Below are 18,051 nucleotides of genomic sequence, written 5' to 3'. Positions count from 1 at the left end.
TATCGAAGACGCCCCGGTGCGCGACCGTTTCGGCGCGCGCATAAAAAAAGGCCCCGTCCGAAGACGAGGCCCTGAATTGGATCCGTGAGGACCCAAGGAGACAACTGGTGGTGGTCGGCGGCTTAGCGCTTGCGCGACGAAGCGGTCGCGGTCTTGGCAGCGGCGACGGCTTGCGTGGACACGGCGTTGAAATTGGCTTCGGCGACGTCCGACGCTTGCTTGACGGCCTTTTGCACCGATTCGAAAGCGTTGTTGGCGGCGGCGACGGCGCTCTTCAGCACGGCGACGGCGGTTTCCGAACCGGCGGGGGCATTCTTCGAAGCGCTGTCGACCAGGCCGACGAAGGCTTGCTGGGCTTCGCTGGCCTTCGATTCGAAGGCCTTGGTGAATTCGGCGCCGGTGCCTTGGGCGATTTCGTACAGGTGACGGCTGTAGGCGGCGGTCTTCTCGGCCAGGGGCTGGAACAGGCTGGCTTGCAGCGTCAGCAGTTCTTGCGCGTCCTTCACGCTCAGGGCGGCCTGGGCGGTGGTGGCGGCTTCGGACAGGGCGGCCTTGGAGGCGGTCACGTTGAGTTCGACGAGCTTCTCGACGCCTTCGAAAGCCTTGGTGGTCAGGCCGAACAGGGTTTCGAGGTTGGCTTTTTGGGCGGCGAGGATCTGGTCAGCGGTCAGGGCCATTTGGAATCTCCGGAAGGGATGATGGTTGGTCTATTCACGTTGCGCTGCGCCTCGTCGTCTTTGTTGCGGTGCAGCATGGGCTCAAGTATAGGCAGCTGAAATCTCCGGGCAAGAGGTTTTTGTTGCTTTGCAGCAATTTAGAAGAGGCTTTCTAAAACAGGCCGGCCGCCCTTGAAAGCCGATGGCGACCATGGGTGTCGCGCAGTCGCCCGGAGCCGGCCAAGGCCGCTGGCAGAATCTCGCGCGATGACGACGCCCGCCTCTCCCAGCCCCAAGCCCGTGCCGCAGCCGCGCGCCAGCTACCCCGTCTTCCGCAGCATTCCCACGCGCTGGATGGACAACGACATGTACGGCCACGTCAACAACGTCGTCTACTACAGCTGGTTCGATACGGCGGTGAATGCGCTGCTGATCGAGCGCGGCGCCCTCGACATCCACCAGGGCTCGACCATCGGCTTCGTGGTCGAGACCCAGTGCAACTACTTCGCGCCGCTGGCCTTCCCGCAGACCGTGGAGGCCGGCATCCGCGTGGCGCAGGCCGGGCGGTCCAGCGTGCGCTACGAGGTCGGCCTGTTCGCGCAGGGTGCCGACACCGCGGCGGCCCAGGGGCATTTCGTGCATGTCTACGTCGACCGCACGACCCAGCGGCCGGTGCCGCTGCCCGAAGCGCTGCAGCGCGTGGTCGATTCGCTGCGGGCCTGAGCCCCCAAGAGAAACGGCGCCCCTGGGGGCGCCGTCGTTGCGAGGTCGGAGACGCGGCTTACTTCTTGGCCATCGCCTTGATGTCGGCCTTGCCCTTGTCCTCGTCGGCCTTGGCCTGCTTCACGCAGGCGGACTTGGCATCGCCGGTCTGGTCGTCGCACTTTTCCTTCGCGACTTCATAGGTGGCCTTCACCTTTTCCTCGGCCACCTTGCGCGCGTTGCTGTCGCTGGGCTTGAACTGCTGCTCGAGCTCGGCCTTGGCAACGTTCTCCTTGCCCTTGGCTTCCTTCTGGCAGACGTCCTTGGCGTTGTCCTTCAGCGTGTCGCACTGGGTCTTGGCGACCTTGTAGTCGGCCTCGATCTTTTCCTTGGCGACCTTGTGCTCGTCCTTGTTCATCTGGGCGCCGGCCTGGGTGGCGACGAAGCAGGTGGAGGCGAGCGCGAGCATGAGCAGATGTTTCTTCATTTTGGAGTTCTCCTGGTCGATGGATGAGGGAGGGGGCGTCAGGACACCCGTCAGTAGCGTTCGAACCAGAGCGCGTCGGGCGTGCGGCCGTCGCGCGATTCCCAGTCCTTGACCTGCTTCTCGGCCTCGTCGCGGCTGATGCCGTGGCGTTCCTGAATGCGGCCCAGCAGCTGGTCGCGCTTGCCGGCGATGACGTCGAAGTCGTCGTCGGTCAGCTTGCCCCACTGCTCCTTGACCTTGCCCTTGAGCTGTTTCCAGTTGCCTTCGATGGTGTCCTTGTTCATGCGAATCTCCTTGAGAGGTTGATTCGGCGGTCATTTCGCCGCCGTGAAAACACTGTCTCCAGGCGCATTCACCCCAGCGGTAGGACGTGCTGGGCAGGGTCCGTAGGCACAGGCCGACGGGGGCCGTGATAATCGAGCGATGCCCGAGAAAACTCCGGGCCGGGACGACCGAGAGACAACGCGCGCCGCACCATGATCATTCACAGCCTGCTCGACACCGACCTCTACAAGTTCACCATGATGCAGGTCGTGCTGCATCACTTCCCGGGGGCGCGCGTCGAGTACCGCTTCAAGTGCCGCAATCCCGGCGTCGACCTCGCGCAGTTCGCCAGCCAGATCCGCGAGGAAGTGCGCAGCCTCTGCTCGCTGCAGTTCCGCGATGCCGAACTGGCCTACCTGCGCTCGATGCGCTTCATCAAGAGCGACTTCATCGACTTCCTGGGCCTGTTCCGGCTCAACGAGAAGTACATCAACATCATTCCCCAGCCCTCGGGCGAGCTCGAGATCCGCATCCAGGGGCCGTGGCTGCACACCATCCTGTTCGAGATCCCGGTGCTGGCGATCGTCAACGAGGTCTACTTCCGCAACACGCAGAAGCGCCCCGACCTCGACGAGGGCCGCCGCCGGCTCGAGACCAAGATTTCGCAGCTGCAGGAAGCCGGCCTCGGCGACCTGAAGATCGCCGACTACGGCACGCGCCGCCGCTTCTCGAAGGACTGGCACGAGGAGGTGCTGCGCACCCTCAACGCGCGGCTCGGCGCGGTGACCTCGCCGCCCGCGAACTCGCAGCCCGGCGGCCGGCTGCCGCAGCTCGCGGGCACCAGCAACGTGCTCTATGCGATGAAGCTCGGGCTGATCCCGCTGGGCACCATGGCGCACGAATACCTGCAGGCCTGCCAGGCGCTCGGCCCGCGGCTGCGCGACAGCCAGATCTTCGGCTTCGAGAGCTGGGCGCGCGAGTACCGCGGCGACCTGGGCATCGCGCTGTCCGACGTCTACGGCATGAGCGCCTTCCTGCGCGACTTCGACCTGTACTTCTGCAAGCTGTTCGACGGCGCGCGCCACGACAGCGGCGATCCGTTCCAGTGGGGCGAACGCATGATCGCGCACTACCTAGCGAACCGCGTCGACCCGCGCACCAAGACGCTGATCTTCAGCGACGGCCTCACGGTGCCGCGCACCATCGAGCTCTACCAGCAGTTCCGCGGCCGCTGCCAGCTGGCCTTCGGCATCGGCACCAACCTCACCAACGACCTGGGCTACGAGCCGCTGCAGATCGTGATCAAGATGATCCGCTGCAACGACCAGCCGGTGGCCAAGCTTTCGGACACCCCGTCGAAGAACATGTGCGAGGACGAGAAATACCTGGCCTATCTGCGCCAGGTGTTCGAGATCGAGCAGCCTGCCGCCTGATGCGGGTTCACGCGGTCCGCCGCGGGGCCCGGCTCTGGTACGGTACGGCCCCATGAAAAAATCGATGCGTCTCGTGGCGGCGATGGTGCCGCTGCTCGTTGCCGGGCCGGCCTTGGCCGCGGATTTCGACGGCGGTTCGCTGTCGCCGCTGTGGGGCGTGCCGTTCGCGGGGATCCTGCTCTCGATCGCGCTGATGCCGCTGCTGGCGCCGTCCTTCTGGCACCACCACTACGGCAAGGTCTCCGCGGCCTGGGCGCTGGCCTTCCTGCTGCCCTTCGCGGCACTGCACGGCCCGGCGCTCGCGGGCACGCAGCTCATGCATGCGCTGGTGGCCGAGTACATCCCGTTCATCGTGCTGCTGACCGCGCTGTTCACGGTGGCCGGCGGCATCCACATCCGCGGCAACCTGCACGGGGCGCCGGGCCTGAACACCGCCATCCTCGCGATCGGCGCGGTGCTCGCGAGCTTCATGGGCACCACGGGCGCGTCGATGCTGCTGATCCGGCCGCTGATCCGCGCCAACGACAACCGCGTGCACCGGGTGCACGTGGTCGTGTTCTTCATCTTCATCGTCTCGAACGTGGGCGGCTCGCTCACGCCGCTGGGCGATCCGCCGCTGTTCCTCGGCTTCCTCAAGGGCGTGGACTTCTTCTGGACCGCGCGCAACATCCTGCCCGACACGATGTTCGTGCTCGGCGTGCTGCTGGTCCTGTTCTACCTGATCGACCGCCACTACTACCGCAAGGAAGGCATCCTGCCGGTCGACCCCACGCCCGACACGCCGGGCATCGGCTTCGACGGCGCCGCCAACTTCTGGCTGCTCGCGGGCGTGGTGGCGCTGGTGCTCGTGAGCGGCTTCTGGAAATCCGATGTGCATTTCGACGTGGCCGGCACCGAGGTCGGCCTGCCGGGCCTGCTGCGCGATGTCGGCCTGATCGCGATCACGCTGGTCTCGCTGAAGATCACGGCGAAGTCGGTGCACCAGGCCAACCAGTTCGAATGGGGCCCGATGGCCGAGGTCGCCAAGCTGTTCGCGGGCATCTTCCTGACCATCATCCCGGTGATCGCGATGCTCAAGGCCGGCACGCAGGGACCGTTCGGCGCCGTCGTCTCGGCGGTCACGCGGCCCGACGGCCAGCCCGACCCGGCGATGTACTTCTGGGCCACGGGCGCGCTCAGTTCCTTCCTCGACAACGCGCCGACCTACCTGGTGTTCTTCAACACCGCGGGCGGCGATCCCGCGGCGCTGATGACCACCTACGCGACCACGCTCGCGGCCATCTCGGCCGGCGCGGTCTTCATGGGCGCCAACACCTACATCGGCAACGCGCCCAACCTGATGGTCAAGGCCATCGCCGAGAGTCGCGGCGTGCGCATGCCGAGCTTCTTCGGCTACATGGCCTGGTCGATGGCCATCCTGCTGCCGCTGTTCGTCCTCACCACCTTCCTCTTCTTCCGCTAGCGAGACAAGCCCATGAGCAAGCCCAAGATCCTGGTCGCCCGCGCGATCTTCCCCGAGACCCTCGAGCGCCTGGCGCAGCATTTCGAGATCGAGTCGAACCAGTCCGACGAGAGCTGGACCAGGGAGCAGCTCGCCGCGAAGCTGCAGGGCAAGCAGGGCGCCTTCACCACCGGCAGCGAGCGCATCGACGCGGCGCTGCTCGATGCCTGCCCCGACCTGAAGATCTGCGCCAACATGGCCGTGGGCTACAACAACTTCGACGTCGACGCGATGGCCGCGCGCGGCGTGGTCGGCACCAACGCGCCCGACGTGCTGACCGAGACCACCGCCGACTTCGGCTTCGCGCTGCTGATGGCCACCGCGCGCCGCATCGCCGAGAGCGAGCATTTCCTGCGCGCCGGCAAGTGGCAGAAGTGGAGCTACGACATGTTCGCGGGCTCCGACATCCACGGCGCCACGCTGGGCATCATCGGCATGGGCCGCATCGGGCAGGGCATCGCGAAGCGCGGCGCGCACGGCTTCGGCATGAAGGTGATCTATCACAACCGTTCGCGACTCGACGCCTCGCTCGAGGCCGAGTGCAAGGCCACCTACGCGAGCAAGGAAGAGCTGCTCAAGAGCGCCGACCACGTGGTGCTGGTGGTGCCGTACTCGGCCGCCTCGCACCACACCATCGGCGCCGCCGAACTCGCGCTGATGAAGCCCACCGCCACGCTGGTGAACATCGCGCGCGGCGGCATCGTCGACGATGCCGCGCTGGCCGTGGCGCTGCGCGACAAGCGCATCGCCGCCGCGGGGCTCGACGTGTTCGAGGGCGAGCCCAAGGTCCACCCCGACCTGCTGACCGTGCCCAACGTCGTGCTCACGCCGCACATCGCGAGCGCCACGGTGCCCACGCGCAAGGCCATGGCCGGGCTCGCGGCCGACAACCTGATCGCCTTCTTCGGCGGCAAGGGCCCATTGACGCCGGTCACGCCTGTGGCCGCCAGGTAAGCGGCGCCGAACGAAAAAGAAAGAAAGCGCCCCGCGATCCCCTTGGAACTCACCGATCTGCTTCTTCTCGCCCTGGCGGCCGTGGCCGCCATCCAGCTCGTGCTCCTCGTCTGGCTGCTCGCCCGCCGGCAGCCACCGCCCGATCATGGCGAGCTGCTCGCCGCCCACGCGCGCACCGAGCGCGAGCTGCGCCGCGAGATCGCCGAGAGTTCGCGTGGCGCGCGACAGGAGACGGCGCAGGCCTTCGCCACCTTCCAGCAGTCGCTGGTGATGCAGGGCGCCGAGGCCACGCGCACGCAGAACGCCCAGCTCGACGCCTTCGCGCTGCAGCTCGCCGCGCTGCAGAACACGCTGGCCTCGCAGCTGCAGGGCCTGTCCGAATCGAACGCGCGCCGCCTCGCCGAGGTGCGCGCCACGATGGAGAGCCAGCTCACCCAGCTGCAGCAGGGCAATGCCGCCAAGCTCGACGAGATGCGCAAGGTCGTCGACGAGAAGCTGCAGAGCACGCTCGAGGCGCGCCTCGGCGAGAGCTTCCGGCAGGTGGCCGAGCGGCTCGAGCAGGTGCACAAGGGGCTGGGCGAGATGCAGGCGCTGGCGGTCGGCGTCGGCAGCCTGCAGCGCGTGCTGACCAACGTGAAGACGCGCGGCATCTTCGGCGAGGTGCAGCTCGAGGCGCTGCTCGAGCAGGTGCTCACGCCCGAGCAGTACGCGCGCCAGGTCGAGACCAAGCCGCGCAGCGGGCAGCGGGTGGACTTCGCGATCCGCTTCCCGGGCCGCGGCGACGAGGGCGCGCCGGTCTGGCTGCCGATCGACGCGAAGTTTCCGCGCGACGACTACGAGCGCCTGATCGAGGCCCACGAGCAGGCCGACGCGGGTGCCGCCGAGCTCGCCGCCAAGGCGCTCGAGGCGCGCATCCGCGCCGAGGCCAGGTCCATCGCCGAGAGCTACCTCGCGGCGCCGCACACCACCGATTTCGCGATCCTCTTCCTGCCGGTCGAGAGCCTCTATGCCGAAGTGCTGCGGCGTCCGGGCCTGATGGACGCGATCCAGCGCCAGCACCGCGTGACGCTGGCCGGGCCGACCACCTTGCTCGCGATGCTCAACAGCCTGCACATGGGCTTTCGCACGCTGGCGCTCGAGCGCCAGGCCTCCGAGGTCTGGAAGGTGCTGGGCGCGGTCAAGACCGAGTTCGAGCGCTATGGCGAGTGGGTCGAGCGCGTGAAGGAACAGGTGGCCAAGGCCTCCGACACGCTCGACAAGGCTGACACGCGCGCCAGGCAGATGCGCCTGGCGCTGCGCAAGGTCGAGGCGCTGCCCGAGGGCCAGGCGCAGGCGCTGCTGCCGCCGCTGGCCGCGGGCGCCGAAGGCATCGACGCGGACCCCGACACCGGCGGCAAGCCGTGAAGGGCAGCGAACTGCTGCGCGTCATCGGCGCGCAGGTCTGCCTCCACGCCACCATGGCCGGCATGCGGCTGGCCACGCCGCTGCTGGCGCTGCAGCAGGGCTACAGCGCGGCCGCGATCGGCGTGCTGATCGCGCTGTTCGCGCTGACCCAGGTCTTCCTCGCGCTGCCGGCCGGGCGTTTCGCCGACCGCCACGGCTTCAAGCGGCCGCTGCTGCTGTCGGTGATCGCGGCCTCGCTGGGCGCGGGGCTGGTCTGGGCGTTCCCGGTCTTTCCGGCCATGTGCGTGGCGGCGCTGCTGACAGGTGGCGCCACCGGCGCGACCGTGATCGCGCTGCAGCGCCACGTCGGCCGCTCTGCCACCACGCCGACCGAGCTCAAGCGGGTGTTCAGCTGGCTCGCGATCGCGCCCGCGGTGGCGAACTTCGTCGGCCCGTTCCTGGCCGGGCTGCTGATCGACCATGCGGGCCGCGCGGCGGCCGACATGCTGGCCTTCCGCGTCTGCTTCGCCGCCATGGCGCTGCTGCCGGTGCTGTGCTGGCTGATGGCGCGCGGTGCTCACGAGCCGCCGCCCACGCCGCCGCCGCCGCCCGGCGCCGCGCGCACGCGCGCCTGGGACCTGCTGCGCGAACCCATGTTCCGCCGCCTGCTGTTCGTGAACTGGCTGCAGTCCTCGAGCTGGGACGTGCATGCCTTCGTGCTGCCGGTGCTCGGGCACGAGCGCGGCATCAGCGCCTCGGTGATCGGCTCGATCCTCGGTGCCTTCGCGATCGCGGCGGCCGTCATCCGCATCGTGTTGCCGGCGATCGCCTCGCGCGCTTCCGAGCGCAGCGTGATCTTCGTTTCGACCCTGGTCACGGTTGGCGTCTTCCTGGTCTATCCGCTGCTGCCTTCGGCCCTGAGCATGGGCGTCTGTTCGGTGGTGCTGGGCTTCGCGCTCGGCGCGGTGCAGCCGATGGTGATGAGCATGCTGCACCAGATCACGCCGCACAGCCGCCATGGCGAGGCGCTGGGGCTGCGGCTGATGACCATCAATGCCTCGAGCGTGGCGATGCCGATGCTGTTCGGCTCGCTGGGCGCGCTGATCGGCATTGGCGGCGTGTTCTGGGTCGTGGGCGGGGTGGTGGCGCTCGGCGCGCGCGCGACCTGGGGCCTGAAGGTGCGGGAGGAGGGGGCCTGAACGGTCCCGAAGCCACTGCCGGCTTCCAGGAAACCCTGATCCAAATAAGATCAATTCTCATCTGATTGACAAGATAGTGACTTGAAGTCAGTATCGCCGCCTCCTCAACGAATCCCGAAGGCGGTCCCATGGACTCCCCATCCCGGGCGGCGATCGACGATCCGCGCCGCCGGCTCGCGCTCGTCGCCGCGGTCTATCTCGGCAGCTTCATCGCCACGCTCGACGTGAGCATCGTCAACGTCGCGTTGCCCACCCTGCAGCGCGCGCTCGCCACCGACCTCGCGGGCCTGCAGTGGGTGATCGACATCTACGCGCTGTGCCTGTCGGCCTTCATGCTCTCGGCCGGGCCGCTGGGCGACCGCTACGGCCGCAAGCGCGCCTGGCTGGCCGGCGTGGTGGTGTTCACCATCGGCTCGGCGATGTGCGCCATGGCCGGCACCCTGAGCACGCTGCTGGCCGGCCGCGCGGTGCAGGGCATCGCGGGCGCGCTGCTGATCCCGGGCGCGCTGTCGATCCTGGCCCATGCCTTTCCCGAGCCGGCGAGCCGCGCGCGCGTGATCGGCGGCTGGTCCTCGTTCACCGCCATCTCGCTGATCCTCGGGCCGATGCTCGGCGGCCTGCTGGTGGACCACACGGGCTGGCAGAGCATCTTCCTGATCAACCTGCCGATCGGCCTGCTGACCGTGGGCCTGGGGCTCTGGGGCATCCGCGAGACTTCGCACCCCGAGCATGCGGCGCTCGATCCGGCCGGGCAGGTGCTCAGCGTGCTGTGGCTCGGCGCGCTGACCTTCGGGCTGATCGCGGCCGGCGAGCACGGCTGGCTGTCGGGGCGCACCACGGTGTCGCTGGCGCTGGCGGCGCTCGGGCTGGTGCTGTTCCTGGCGGTGGAGGCGCGCGTGCAGCGGCCGCTGCTGCCGCTGGGCCTGTTCCGGGACGCGCGCTTCTCGGTCACCAACTTCGCGTCCTTCGTGCTGGGCTTCTCGGCCTACGCGAGCCTGTTCTTCTTCTCGCTGTTCCTGCAGCAGGTGCAGGGCTGGTCGGCCACCGACACCGGCTGGCGCATGGTGCCGCAGTTCGTCGCGACCGGCATCGTGTCCTCGCAGTTCGGCCGGCTGTCGCGGCGCCACGGCGTCCACGCGTTGATGGTGGCGGGCTACGGCCTGATCGGCGCCGCGATGCTCGCGATGACGCTGCTGGCGGCCGACACGCCCTACGTGGTGCTCGCGCTGCTGTTCGTGGTGCTCGGCGCCGGCACGGGGCTGGCGGTGCCGGCCACCAGCACGGCGGTGATCGCCTCGGTGCCGGCGCAGCGCTCGGGCATGGCCTCGGCCACGATGAATGCGCTGCGCCAGGCCGGCATGCTGATCGGCATCGCGCTGCTCGGCACCTTGATGAGCAGCCGCGCCACCGCGCTACTGGCCACCGCGCTCGAGCACGGCGGCCTGTCGGCGGCGCGCGCGCAGGAGATGGCGGTGGCCGCCGTGGCGCGGCACGACACCGCCGCGCTCGGCGCGCTCGATCCTTCGCTGGCCCATGGCCTGGTGTCGGGTGCGCTGGCCGGGGGCTTCCATGCGGCCGTGGCCTGTGCCGGGCTGGCCGGCCTGCTGGCGGCCGGGCTGCTGCTCGGCGTCAGGCCGCGCGCCGCCGCGCTGCCGGCCCGCGCCTGAGGTCTTCGTTCCATGCCCGCCGCGCGCGTGCCGCTGCGCCTGTCCGCGCGTCGCCTTCCCGTTCTTCGTTCCCGGACTGTCGTCAAGGAGTTGTCCATGATCCATCACGAACTCGGCCAGTGGCCGCTGGTCATCAGCGTGTCTTCGGGCTTGCAGACCCTCGAGGACATGCAGGTCTTCACCGAGGACTGGAACCGCTGGCTCGACCGTGGCGAGCCTTTTGCTGCGCTGCGCGTGTTCGCCGACGCCGACGCGCTGGTGCATCCCGAAGGCAGCGCGCAGAGCGCGAAGCAGTGGCTGCAGGCGCGCGGCGCCGACATCCGGCGCCATATGATGGGAATGGCCAGCGTGGTGCCGCCCGATCAATACGAGAAAATCCGCAAGATGAATGTCGAGAAGCTCTTCGGCGTGCCGGCCGACACCTTCGCGCGCACCGACGAGGCCATCGCCTGGCTCGGCGAGCGCGTGCTGGGGCCGCGCGGCCTGGCGCTCGACGCGGCCGCGGTGAACGCGGCCATCGCGGCGGCACGTGCCGCCGCAGCCACAACCTGAGGAACCGAATGACGACGGGGCGCCGCACCACCACTTCTTCCACGCCCGATGCGGCGGACCCGCCTGCGGCTCCCGAAACGGCCGAGCCGCGCCGCCGCGTCAAGGCCCCCGAAACCCGCGCCGTGGCGCTGATGGATGCGGCCGAGCGGCTGTTCATCGAGAAGGGCATCGCCACCACCAGCATCGACGACATCGCGGCCGGCGCGCAGGTGGCCAAGGGCACCTTCTACCTGTACTTCCCGTCGAAGGAGGCGCTGCTGGGCGCGCTGCAGCAGCGCTTCGTCGACAGCTTCTGCGCGCAGCTGCAGGAGGCGATGGACCGCCACCGTCCCGAGGACCACCATGGCCGTATCAAGGCCTGGGTCGAAACCGGGCTCGCGACCTACCTCGACAACGTCGCGCTGCACGACGTGGTGTTCCACGAATACCGGCCCGAGGACCGGCGCATGCGCAACGACAACGCGGTCATCACGCAACTGGTCGGCCTGCTCAGGCATGGCGACGCGGCCGGCGTGTGGGAGGTCGAGGACCCGACGCTCACGGCCGTGATCCTGTTCAACGCGCTGCATGGCGTGGCCGACGGTGCCGTGGCCATGGGACTCGCCATCGGCCCGGGCCCCGAGCGGCGTCGGCGCGCCAAGGCGCTCACGCGCTTCTTCGAGCACGCGCTGCGGCCCGATGACGACGACGATGAGGACGAGGCCGCCTAGCTCCTGAGGCGCGGCGGCCCGCGCCGGCTCAAAGCTTGTAGAAGCGCTTGATCGCGTCCCACGCGTCCTCGGGCGCGTCGACGTACTCGAAGAGCCTGACGTCGCCGGGCGAGATCACGCCTTCGTCGACCAGGAAGTCGAAGTCGATCAGGCGCTTCCAGTAGTCCGAGCCGAACAGCACGATCGGCACCGGCTTCGACTTGCGCGTCTGCACCAGCGTGATCACCTCGAACAGTTCGTCGAGCGTGCCGAAGCCGCCCGGGAACGCCACCAGCGCCTTCGCACGCATCATGAAATGCATCTTGCGGATCGCGAAGTAGTGGAACTTGAAGCTCAGCGCGGGCGTGACGTAGGGATTGGCCGCTTCCTCCATCGGCAGCGCGATGGCCAGGCCGACCGACAGGCCGCCGGCCTCGTGCGCGCCGCGGTTGGCCGCCTGCATGATGCCGGGACCGCCGCCGGTGCAGATGAAGAGCTTGTCCTGCGGCTCCTTGTTCTCGCTGTGGCGCGCGACCAGCTTGCCGAAGGTGCGCGCCTTCTCGTAGTAGTGCGAGCTGCGCGCCAGCCGGCGCCAGCGCTCGGCCGCGGCGGTGTCGCCGGCCTTGTCGGCCTCGGCGATCAGCGCTGCGGCTTCTTCTTCGCTGCGAAAGCGCGCGCTGCCGAAGACCACGATGGTGTTCTCGATGCCGTGGGCGCGCTGCTCGATGTCGGGCTTCATCAGCTCGAGCTGCATGCGCACGCCGCGGGTTTCGCGGCGCAGCAGGAACTCGGGGTCGGCGAAGGCGATGCGCGAGGGATCGGGGTCGAGCGGCAGCCCATGGTCGGCATGGGCCTGGAGCGTGGCCCAGGCATCGGCGAGGCGCTTGTCGTGGAGGTCGTGCGTGCTGTTGGTCATAGGAATGGGATTGTGCGGCGCGGGATTCGTTGCGTGCGGCGGTGCGCAAAGACAAAAGGCTCCTTGCGGAGCCTCTTGCGGGTGGTGGTCAGCCGGGGAAAGCGTCGCTCAGACGCGCTTGCGGTATTCGCCGGTGCGCGTGTCGATTTCGATGCGGTCGCCTTGCGAGACGAACAGCGGCACGGGCACTTCGAAGCCGGTGGCGATCTTGGCGGGCTTGAGCACCTTGCCCGAGGTGTCGCCCTTGACGGCCGGCTCGGTCCAGGTGATTTCGCGCTCGACGCTGGTCGGCAGTTCGACCGAGATCGCCTTGCCGTCGTAGAACACCACTTCGACGGCCATGCCGTCCTCGAGGTAGTTCAGGGCGTCGCCCATGTTCTCTGCTTCGACTTCGTACTGGTTGTAGTCGGCGTCCATGCAGACATACATCGGGTCGGCGAAGTAGGAGTAGGTGCACTCCTTCTTGTCCAGCACGATCTGGTCGATCTTGTCGTCGGCCTTGAAGACCACTTCGGTGTTGAAGTTGGCGATCAGGCTCTTCATCTTCATGCGCACGGTGGCGCTGTTGCGGCCGCCGCGGCTGTATTCGGTCTTGAGCACGACCATCGGATCCTTGCCGTGCATGATGACGTTGCCGGCGCGGATTTCTTGAGCGATTTTCATATCAGGGTCTCTGGATGTAAGCCGCTCGGTGCGCGGGACTTCCAGAATCCGGGCAGGAGTGCCGGTTGGAAAAAGCCCCGCGGTACATGTCCCGCGGCAGGTTCAGCGGAGTGCATCTCGAACCCCCAGGAAGTTCCCAGGATCCGGGCCGAAATCCGCAAAGCCCGCTATTTTAGCTTTTTCCGGCGACGAAATGCTGCAGCTGGGTCACGAGATCGTCTTGCGCGAGCAGGCGCTCGCGCCCCTGGGTCACCGCAAGACGCCATTCCTCGCCGATGTGGGCCAGCGACAGGGCCGTGTTGCCGAAGCCGTTCCAGGCGTGGTGGAAGCGCCGCATCGAGGCCGGCGCTTCCAGCCAGTCGAGCCAGGCGTCGAGCTTCACGTGATGCGCGTCGTCGTCCTGCGCATAGATCTGCCAGACCAGCGGCGCGCCGGCCCAGAGAGCGCGCACCAGCGAGTCCTCGCCGCGCACGAAGTTCAGGTCGCAGGCCCAGAGCAGATGGTCGAAATCGGGCTGGTCGAGGTGCGGCAGGTATGAAATCGATAGCGCGCTCGCCTGGCCGGGAGCGCGTTCGAGCCATGGCGCGCTCGAAAGACAGGCCTCGACGGCCGCGGTCGCGCGGCCGGGTGTCACGAGCAGCCGGGTCGGCGTGCCCTCATCGGCCAGTTGGGCCAGCAGCGCGGCCAGGGCCGGCGGCTCGTAGCAGAACAGCGACACCAGCCGCTCGCCTTCGTTCCAGGGCAACTGCCGTCGAGCCAGCCAGGCAGCTCGATCGAAGGCCGCGCGCCGCCGCGCCAGGTCCGGTTCGCGCAGCAGGCCGCCGGTGGCCGGTGTGAAGCCTGGATAGAAGAAGCGCTTGGTGAGCCCGGCGCCCGGTTCCCTGAAGACCGGCGAGGGCAGGCCATGCAGCCGCTCCACATAGGGTTCGGCCGAGAGGTATTCGAGATTGATCCAGGCGCGCGGGGTGCCGTCGGCGGCCGAGGCTGCGGCGAAGCGCGCGATCAGTTCGTGCGCCGGGTCGCAGCCGAAGGCCTCGATCAGCACCCGCGGCGCCGGTTCGGCCGCGGCCGCGCTCACCGCCGCCGGGTCGCTCCAGTCGATCACGCGCACGCCCGCGCAGCCTTCCGGTGCCATCCAGGCCAGCGCGCTGGCGTCGTCGACCCAGAGCCGCACCCGTTCGCCGAGACCGGCGAGCTGGCGCGCGAGCCGCCAGCACACGCCGAGGTCCCCATGGTTGTCGATGACCTTGCAGAAGATGTCCCAGTCGCGTTGCATGGCCGCGAGTGTGCACCTTGTGCCTTTCTTCTGAATGGCTCTCGCGCAGGGCCGTCGCTATGCTGGCCGCGCACCACAACCACAAGGAGAGAGCGAATGAGCCTGAAGAAGATCCGCGCCCGACATCCCGGCGCCGCCTTGCCCGCGACCTCGCGACTGCGCAGCTTGCGCAGCGCGCTGGCCCTGTCCCTCGCGCTCGGTGGCCTCGCCACGGCGGGCGCCCAGACGCTCACGCCGCAGCAGCAGCGCTTCCGCGAGATCTACAAGGAGCTCATCGAGATCAACACCACCCACTCGGTGGGCGACAACACGCAGGCCGCGCGCGCGATGGAAAAGCGCCTGGTCGAGTCGGGCTTCGCGCCCGCGGACATCCAGATCCTCGAACCCTTCCCCAAGAAGGGCAACCTCGTGATGCGCTTCAAGGGCGACGGCTCGAAGAAGCCGTTGCTGCTGCTGGCCCACATCGACGTGGTCGAGGCCCGGCGCGAGGACTGGAAGACCGACCCGTTCAAGCTGCAGGAGTCGGGCGGCTACTTCACGGCGCGCGGCTCCATCGATGACAAGGCGATGGCCTCGGCGCTGGTGTCGGTGCTCGGGCAACTGAAACAGGAGGGCTTCAAGCCCCGCCGCGACATCATCCTCGCGCTCACGGCCGACGAGGAGCGCGGCGATGCGCTGAGCAACGGCGCCTTCTGGCTCATCAACAACAAGCCCGAGCTGCTGCAGGCCGAGTTCGGCATCAACGAGGGCGGCGGCGGCGAACTGCGCAACGGCAAGCCGAACCTGCACCGGCTGCAGGTGGCCGAGAAGATGTACACCACCTACATGCTCGAGGCGCGCGACGTCGGTGGCCACAGCTCGGTGCCGACCAAGAACAACCCGATCTACGCGCTGTCGGCCGGCCTGGAGCGGCTCGGCAACTACGCCTTCCCGATCAAGCTCGCCGACGTCACGAAGACCTATTTCGCGCGCAGCGCGCCCTTCGCCACCGGCCAGCTGGCCGAGGACATGCGCGCCATCGGCACCGGCAACCCCGATGCCGGCGTGCTGGAGCGCATGACGGCCAACCCGGCCTACAACGCCCAGCTGCGCACCACCTGCGTGGCGACCATGGTGCAGGCCGGCCATGCCGAGAACGCGCTGCCGCAGTCGGCCAAGGCCACGGTCAACTGCCGCATCCTGCCGCACGACGATCCGGAGGAGGTCGAGCGCCTGCTGACCCAGGCCGTGGGCAACGACAAGATCGTGGTGCGCAACCTCGGCAAGCCGCTGCGCAGCCCGGCGTCGCCGCTGCAGGGCGACCTGGTGAAGACGGTGGAGCGGCTGACCGAGCAGATGTGGCCGGGCGTGCCGGTGATTCCCGCGATGAGCACGGGCGCCACCGACAGCCGCTTCCTGCGCAATGCCGGCATTCCGATGTACGGCGTGACCGGCATGTTCCTCGAGCCCTCGGATGCGCGCGCCCACGGGCTGGACGAACGCATCGAGATCCAGCGGCTCTACGACGGGCGCGAGTTCCTCTACCGGCTGGTGAGCGAACTCGCGAAGTAGGCGCCGCCGGGCTTCGGGCCCGGATCAGGGCGTGAAGGTATCGCCGAGCACGATGCCTTCGCGCCGCGGATCGGCGCCACCCGTGAGCACCGGCTGGCCGCCGACGTTGGTGCGGATGATGGTGCTGATGCCGCTGGACTGGGCGCCGAAGTTGACCGTGTGGCCGAGCGCGCGCAGGCCGGTGATCAGCGGATCGTTGTTGCCCGAGTTCGAGGTGTCGATGGCGGGGTGTTCGCCGCCGACGTTGGTCGTCACGCTGTTGGTGGCGCCGAAGTCGACCAGCGAGGTGGCCTGCTGCGCATCGAGGCCCCAGTCGAGCGCGCCGACCACGGTCTTCACCACGTACTGGATGATCGTGCCGCCGCCCGGCGAGCCGGTGCCCATCACGAACTCGCCCATGCTGCCGTCGGTGTTCTTCTTGAACACCAACGTTGGCGCCATCGTGCTGCGCGGGCGCTTGCCCGGCTCGACACGGTTGGCGACCTTGATGCTCGGGTTCTTGGCGTCGTTGGGGTCGGCCGAGAAATCGGTCAACTGGTTGTTCAGCAGGAAGCCCTGGGTCATGTGGAACGAGCCCATCGAGGCTTCCACCGTCGTGGTCATCGTCACCACGTTGCCCTGCTTGTCGACCACTGTGAAGTGGGTGGTGCCGTGCTCCTCGGTCTTGTCGATCCCCAGCGGCGCGCCGCTGAAGTCGCCGGCCTTCGCCTCGCCCATGCTCTTGGTCAGGCTGATCAGGCCCGCCCGCTCCTGCAGGTAGGACTTGCGAAGCATCTTGTCGGGCGAGCCGCCGGGCAGCGGTACGAAGTCGGTGTCGGCCACGTACTTGTCGCGGTCGGCATAGGCCAGGCGCTCGGCTTCGCTCACCAGGTGCACGCCCATCACGCTGGGCTTGCCGCCCTCGAGGTCGATGGCCGTCGGCTTGTACTGGCCCATGTTGAAGTTCTCGAGGATGCCGAGCGCCTGCACCACCGCGATGCCGCCGGAAGAGGGTGGCGACATGCTGCAGATGTAATAGTCGCGGTAGGTGCCGCAGACCGGATCGCGGCGCTTGGCCACGTAGTTCGCCATGTCGGCCATGGTCGTCTTGCCGGGCGTGATGGCCGAGCCGTCGACGGCCTTCGAGACCGCGATCTTGTCGACGATGCCCTGGGCGATCGCGCCGGTATAGAACGCGTCCGCGCCCTGCGTGGCGAGGGTCGTCAAGGTCTTGGCATAGGCCGGGTTCCTGAGTCGCGTGCCCAGCGCCTTCGGCGTGCCATCCTCGTTGAAGAAATAGGCGGTCGCGTCGGCGTCGCGCTTGATGTCGGTGGCCGCACCGGAGATGGCCGTGGCCATGCGGCCGCCGATCGGGAAGCCGTCGGAGGCCAGCGTGATGCCGTAGCCGAACAGGTCCTTCCACGGCAGCTTGCCATGGTCCTTGTAGGCGATGTCGAGCATGCGCACGGCACCGGGCGTGCCGATGGAGCGGCCGCTCGCGCGCAGCCGCGAGGTGGGCTGCGGCGGGTTCTTGTCGCTGACGTCGTCGATGTAGCGCAGGTAGTTCTCGGTGGCCGCGGCGGGCGCCATCTCGCGTCCGTCGTAGGCCTGTACCTTCTTGGTCTTCGCGTCGTAGTGCAGCATGAAGGCGCCGCCACCCAGTCCGCTGGACTGCGGCTCGACCAGGCCCAGAACCGCCTGCACCGCGACCGCCGCGTCGACCGCGCTGCCGCCGGCCTTGAGGATGTCGCAGCCCGCGCGCGTGGCCAGCGGATGGTTGGCCACCACCATGTAGTTCTTTGCGTAGACCAGCTTGTGGCCGACCACGTAGCCCGAGGCCGGTTCGGGTGCCGCCGGATCGCCCGGATCGCCCGAGCCCACCGTCACCTGGGTGCCGCTGTCGCCGATCAGGCAGCCCTTGTCGGCCGCGGGCGGGGGCGGCGGGGGGGGATTGTTGGCCGCGTTGATGGCGGCGATCGTCGCGACCAGCGCTGCGTTGTCCTGTCCGCCGCCGCCACCGCCGCAGCCAGCCACCGTCAATGCCAGCGCCAGGGGCGAGAGCGCCCACCAGGCGCGCGACTGGATCTTCTTCGTCATGGAGAGAGTTTCCCGAGTAGTTGTGTTGAAACGAGACGGGCGCTCCTCGCGCCCGCATCCATCATGAGCACATTTCGTTCCA

The 18,051-nt window shown here is 68.4% G+C and carries 17 protein-coding genes; 10 read left to right on the top strand and 7 right to left on the bottom strand.

Annotation, left to right across the window (positions count from 1 at the left end; all coding sequences use genetic code 11):
• Nucleotides 1-122 precede the first annotated feature (122 nt).
• Complete coding sequence (locus KV106_RS26905) at nt 123-677, bottom strand: phasin family protein (RefSeq protein ID WP_057590418.1); 555 nt, start codon at nt 675-677, stop codon at nt 123-125.
• Nucleotides 678-923: 246 nt separating this feature from the next.
• Here KV106_RS26905 and KV106_RS26900 point away from each other — a divergent pair, with 246 nt between their 5' ends.
• Nucleotides 924-1,379, top strand: coding sequence for an acyl-CoA thioesterase (locus KV106_RS26900; RefSeq protein ID WP_093343058.1), 456 nt, complete (start codon nt 924-926; stop codon nt 1,377-1,379).
• 58 nt (nt 1,380-1,437) lie between these two features.
• Here the strand turns inward: KV106_RS26900 and KV106_RS26895 are convergent, their stop codons facing one another.
• Both KV106_RS26895 and KV106_RS26890 read right to left on the bottom strand, forming a co-directional pair.
• On the bottom strand, nt 1,438-1,845 hold the full coding sequence (locus KV106_RS26895) for a hypothetical protein (RefSeq protein WP_057590416.1): 408 nt from the start codon (nt 1,843-1,845) through the stop codon (nt 1,438-1,440).
• Nucleotides 1,846-1,895: 50 nt separating this feature from the next.
• A complete protein-coding gene (locus KV106_RS26890; RefSeq protein WP_057590415.1) occupies nt 1,896-2,129 on the bottom strand; it encodes a CsbD family protein in 234 nt (77 codons plus the stop codon).
• A 192-nt stretch (nt 2,130-2,321) separates the two neighbouring features.
• Here KV106_RS26890 and pncB point away from each other — a divergent pair, with 192 nt between their 5' ends.
• The 8 genes from pncB (at nt 2,322) to KV106_RS26850 (ending at nt 11,508) form a co-directional block, all read left to right on the top strand.
• Nucleotides 2,322-3,542 (top strand): nicotinate phosphoribosyltransferase, encoded by a 1,221-nt coding sequence (gene pncB, locus KV106_RS26885; RefSeq protein WP_261213660.1) that lies wholly within the window; start codon nt 2,322-2,324, stop codon nt 3,540-3,542.
• 52 nt (nt 3,543-3,594) lie between these two features.
• Entirely contained in the window at nt 3,595-5,004 is a 1,410-nt protein-coding gene (locus tag KV106_RS26880) for a sodium:proton antiporter (RefSeq protein WP_057590413.1), read from the top strand.
• A gap of 12 nt (nt 5,005-5,016) precedes the next feature.
• A complete protein-coding gene (locus KV106_RS26875; protein ID WP_261213656.1) occupies nt 5,017-5,997 on the top strand; it encodes a 2-hydroxyacid dehydrogenase in 981 nt (326 codons plus the stop codon).
• A 42-nt stretch (nt 5,998-6,039) separates the two neighbouring features.
• Complete coding sequence (locus tag KV106_RS26870) at nt 6,040-7,401, top strand: DNA recombination protein RmuC (RefSeq protein WP_261213655.1); 1,362 nt, start codon at nt 6,040-6,042, stop codon at nt 7,399-7,401.
• Nucleotides 7,398-8,579, top strand: coding sequence for an MFS transporter (locus tag KV106_RS26865; RefSeq protein WP_261213653.1), 1,182 nt, complete (start codon nt 7,398-7,400; stop codon nt 8,577-8,579). The genes KV106_RS26870 and KV106_RS26865 overlap by 4 nt, the downstream gene beginning before the upstream one ends.
• A gap of 128 nt (nt 8,580-8,707) precedes the next feature.
• The gene (locus KV106_RS26860) at nt 8,708-10,246 is read left to right on the top strand and encodes an MFS transporter (protein WP_261213651.1); all 1,539 of its coding nucleotides are present in this window, start codon (nt 8,708-8,710) and stop codon (nt 10,244-10,246) included.
• A 12-nt stretch (nt 10,247-10,258) separates the two neighbouring features.
• Nucleotides 10,259-10,798, top strand: coding sequence for a hypothetical protein (locus KV106_RS26855; protein ID WP_261213650.1), 540 nt, complete (start codon nt 10,259-10,261; stop codon nt 10,796-10,798).
• An 8-nt stretch (nt 10,799-10,806) separates the two neighbouring features.
• Nucleotides 10,807-11,508, top strand: coding sequence for a TetR/AcrR family transcriptional regulator (locus tag KV106_RS26850; protein WP_261213648.1), 702 nt, complete (start codon nt 10,807-10,809; stop codon nt 11,506-11,508).
• A gap of 28 nt (nt 11,509-11,536) precedes the next feature.
• Here the strand turns inward: KV106_RS26850 and KV106_RS26845 are convergent, their stop codons facing one another.
• From KV106_RS26845 to earP, 3 genes are all read right to left on the bottom strand, one after another.
• Complete coding sequence (locus KV106_RS26845) at nt 11,537-12,403, bottom strand: LOG family protein (protein WP_057590406.1); 867 nt, start codon at nt 12,401-12,403, stop codon at nt 11,537-11,539.
• Between the two features lie 108 nt (nt 12,404-12,511).
• Entirely contained in the window at nt 12,512-13,066 is a 555-nt protein-coding gene (efp, locus tag KV106_RS26840; RefSeq protein WP_057590405.1) for an elongation factor P, read from the bottom strand.
• Between the two features lie 172 nt (nt 13,067-13,238).
• On the bottom strand, nt 13,239-14,342 hold the full coding sequence (gene earP, locus KV106_RS26835) for an elongation factor P maturation arginine rhamnosyltransferase EarP (RefSeq protein ID WP_261213645.1): 1,104 nt from the start codon (nt 14,340-14,342) through the stop codon (nt 13,239-13,241).
• A 96-nt stretch (nt 14,343-14,438) separates the two neighbouring features.
• On the opposite strand from earP, the gene KV106_RS26830 reads away from it, so the two are divergent.
• A complete protein-coding gene (locus KV106_RS26830; protein WP_261213644.1) occupies nt 14,439-15,893 on the top strand; it encodes a M20/M25/M40 family metallo-hydrolase in 1,455 nt (484 codons plus the stop codon).
• A 24-nt stretch (nt 15,894-15,917) separates the two neighbouring features.
• Here the strand turns inward: KV106_RS26830 and ggt are convergent, their stop codons facing one another.
• Nucleotides 15,918-17,969, bottom strand: a complete 2,052-nt coding sequence (gene ggt, locus KV106_RS26825; RefSeq protein ID WP_261213642.1) for a gamma-glutamyltransferase — start codon at nt 17,967-17,969, stop codon at nt 15,918-15,920.
• Between the last annotated feature and the right edge of the window lie 82 nt (nt 17,970-18,051).

The sequence above is a fragment of the Variovorax endophyticus genome, assembly GCF_025376855.1.
GTDB lineage: Bacteria > Pseudomonadota > Gammaproteobacteria > Burkholderiales > Burkholderiaceae_C > Variovorax.
Note: the sequence above shows the minus strand (reverse complement) of the source record. Positions and strands in the feature narration are given on the sequence as shown.

What these genes read in the sequence shown, in the direction of transcription:
- KV106_RS26905 (WP_057590418.1), bottom strand. Translation starts at nt 677, where the DNA reads ATGGCCCTGACCGCTGACCAGATCCTCGCCGCCCAAAAAGCCAACCTC.
- KV106_RS26900 (WP_093343058.1), top strand. Translation starts at nt 924, where the DNA reads ATGACGACGCCCGCCTCTCCCAGCCCCAAGCCCGTGCCGCAGCCGCGC.
- KV106_RS26895 (WP_057590416.1), bottom strand. Translation starts at nt 1,845, where the DNA reads ATGAAGAAACATCTGCTCATGCTCGCGCTCGCCTCCACCTGCTTCGTC.
- KV106_RS26890 (WP_057590415.1), bottom strand. Translation starts at nt 2,129, where the DNA reads ATGAACAAGGACACCATCGAAGGCAACTGGAAACAGCTCAAGGGCAAG.
- pncB (WP_261213660.1), top strand. Translation starts at nt 2,322, where the DNA reads ATGATCATTCACAGCCTGCTCGACACCGACCTCTACAAGTTCACCATG.
- KV106_RS26880 (WP_057590413.1), top strand. Translation starts at nt 3,595, where the DNA reads ATGAAAAAATCGATGCGTCTCGTGGCGGCGATGGTGCCGCTGCTCGTT.
- KV106_RS26875 (WP_261213656.1), top strand. Translation starts at nt 5,017, where the DNA reads ATGAGCAAGCCCAAGATCCTGGTCGCCCGCGCGATCTTCCCCGAGACC.
- KV106_RS26860 (WP_261213651.1), top strand. Translation starts at nt 8,708, where the DNA reads ATGGACTCCCCATCCCGGGCGGCGATCGACGATCCGCGCCGCCGGCTC.
- KV106_RS26855 (WP_261213650.1), top strand. Translation starts at nt 10,259, where the DNA reads ATGCCCGCCGCGCGCGTGCCGCTGCGCCTGTCCGCGCGTCGCCTTCCC.
- KV106_RS26850 (WP_261213648.1), top strand. Translation starts at nt 10,807, where the DNA reads ATGACGACGGGGCGCCGCACCACCACTTCTTCCACGCCCGATGCGGCG.
- KV106_RS26845 (WP_057590406.1), bottom strand. Translation starts at nt 12,403, where the DNA reads ATGACCAACAGCACGCACGACCTCCACGACAAGCGCCTCGCCGATGCC.
- efp (WP_057590405.1), bottom strand. Translation starts at nt 13,066, where the DNA reads ATGAAAATCGCTCAAGAAATCCGCGCCGGCAACGTCATCATGCACGGC.
- earP (WP_261213645.1), bottom strand. Translation starts at nt 14,342, where the DNA reads ATGCAACGCGACTGGGACATCTTCTGCAAGGTCATCGACAACCATGGG.
- KV106_RS26830 (WP_261213644.1), top strand. Translation starts at nt 14,439, where the DNA reads ATGAGCCTGAAGAAGATCCGCGCCCGACATCCCGGCGCCGCCTTGCCC.
- ggt (WP_261213642.1), bottom strand. Translation starts at nt 17,969, where the DNA reads ATGACGAAGAAGATCCAGTCGCGCGCCTGGTGGGCGCTCTCGCCCCTG.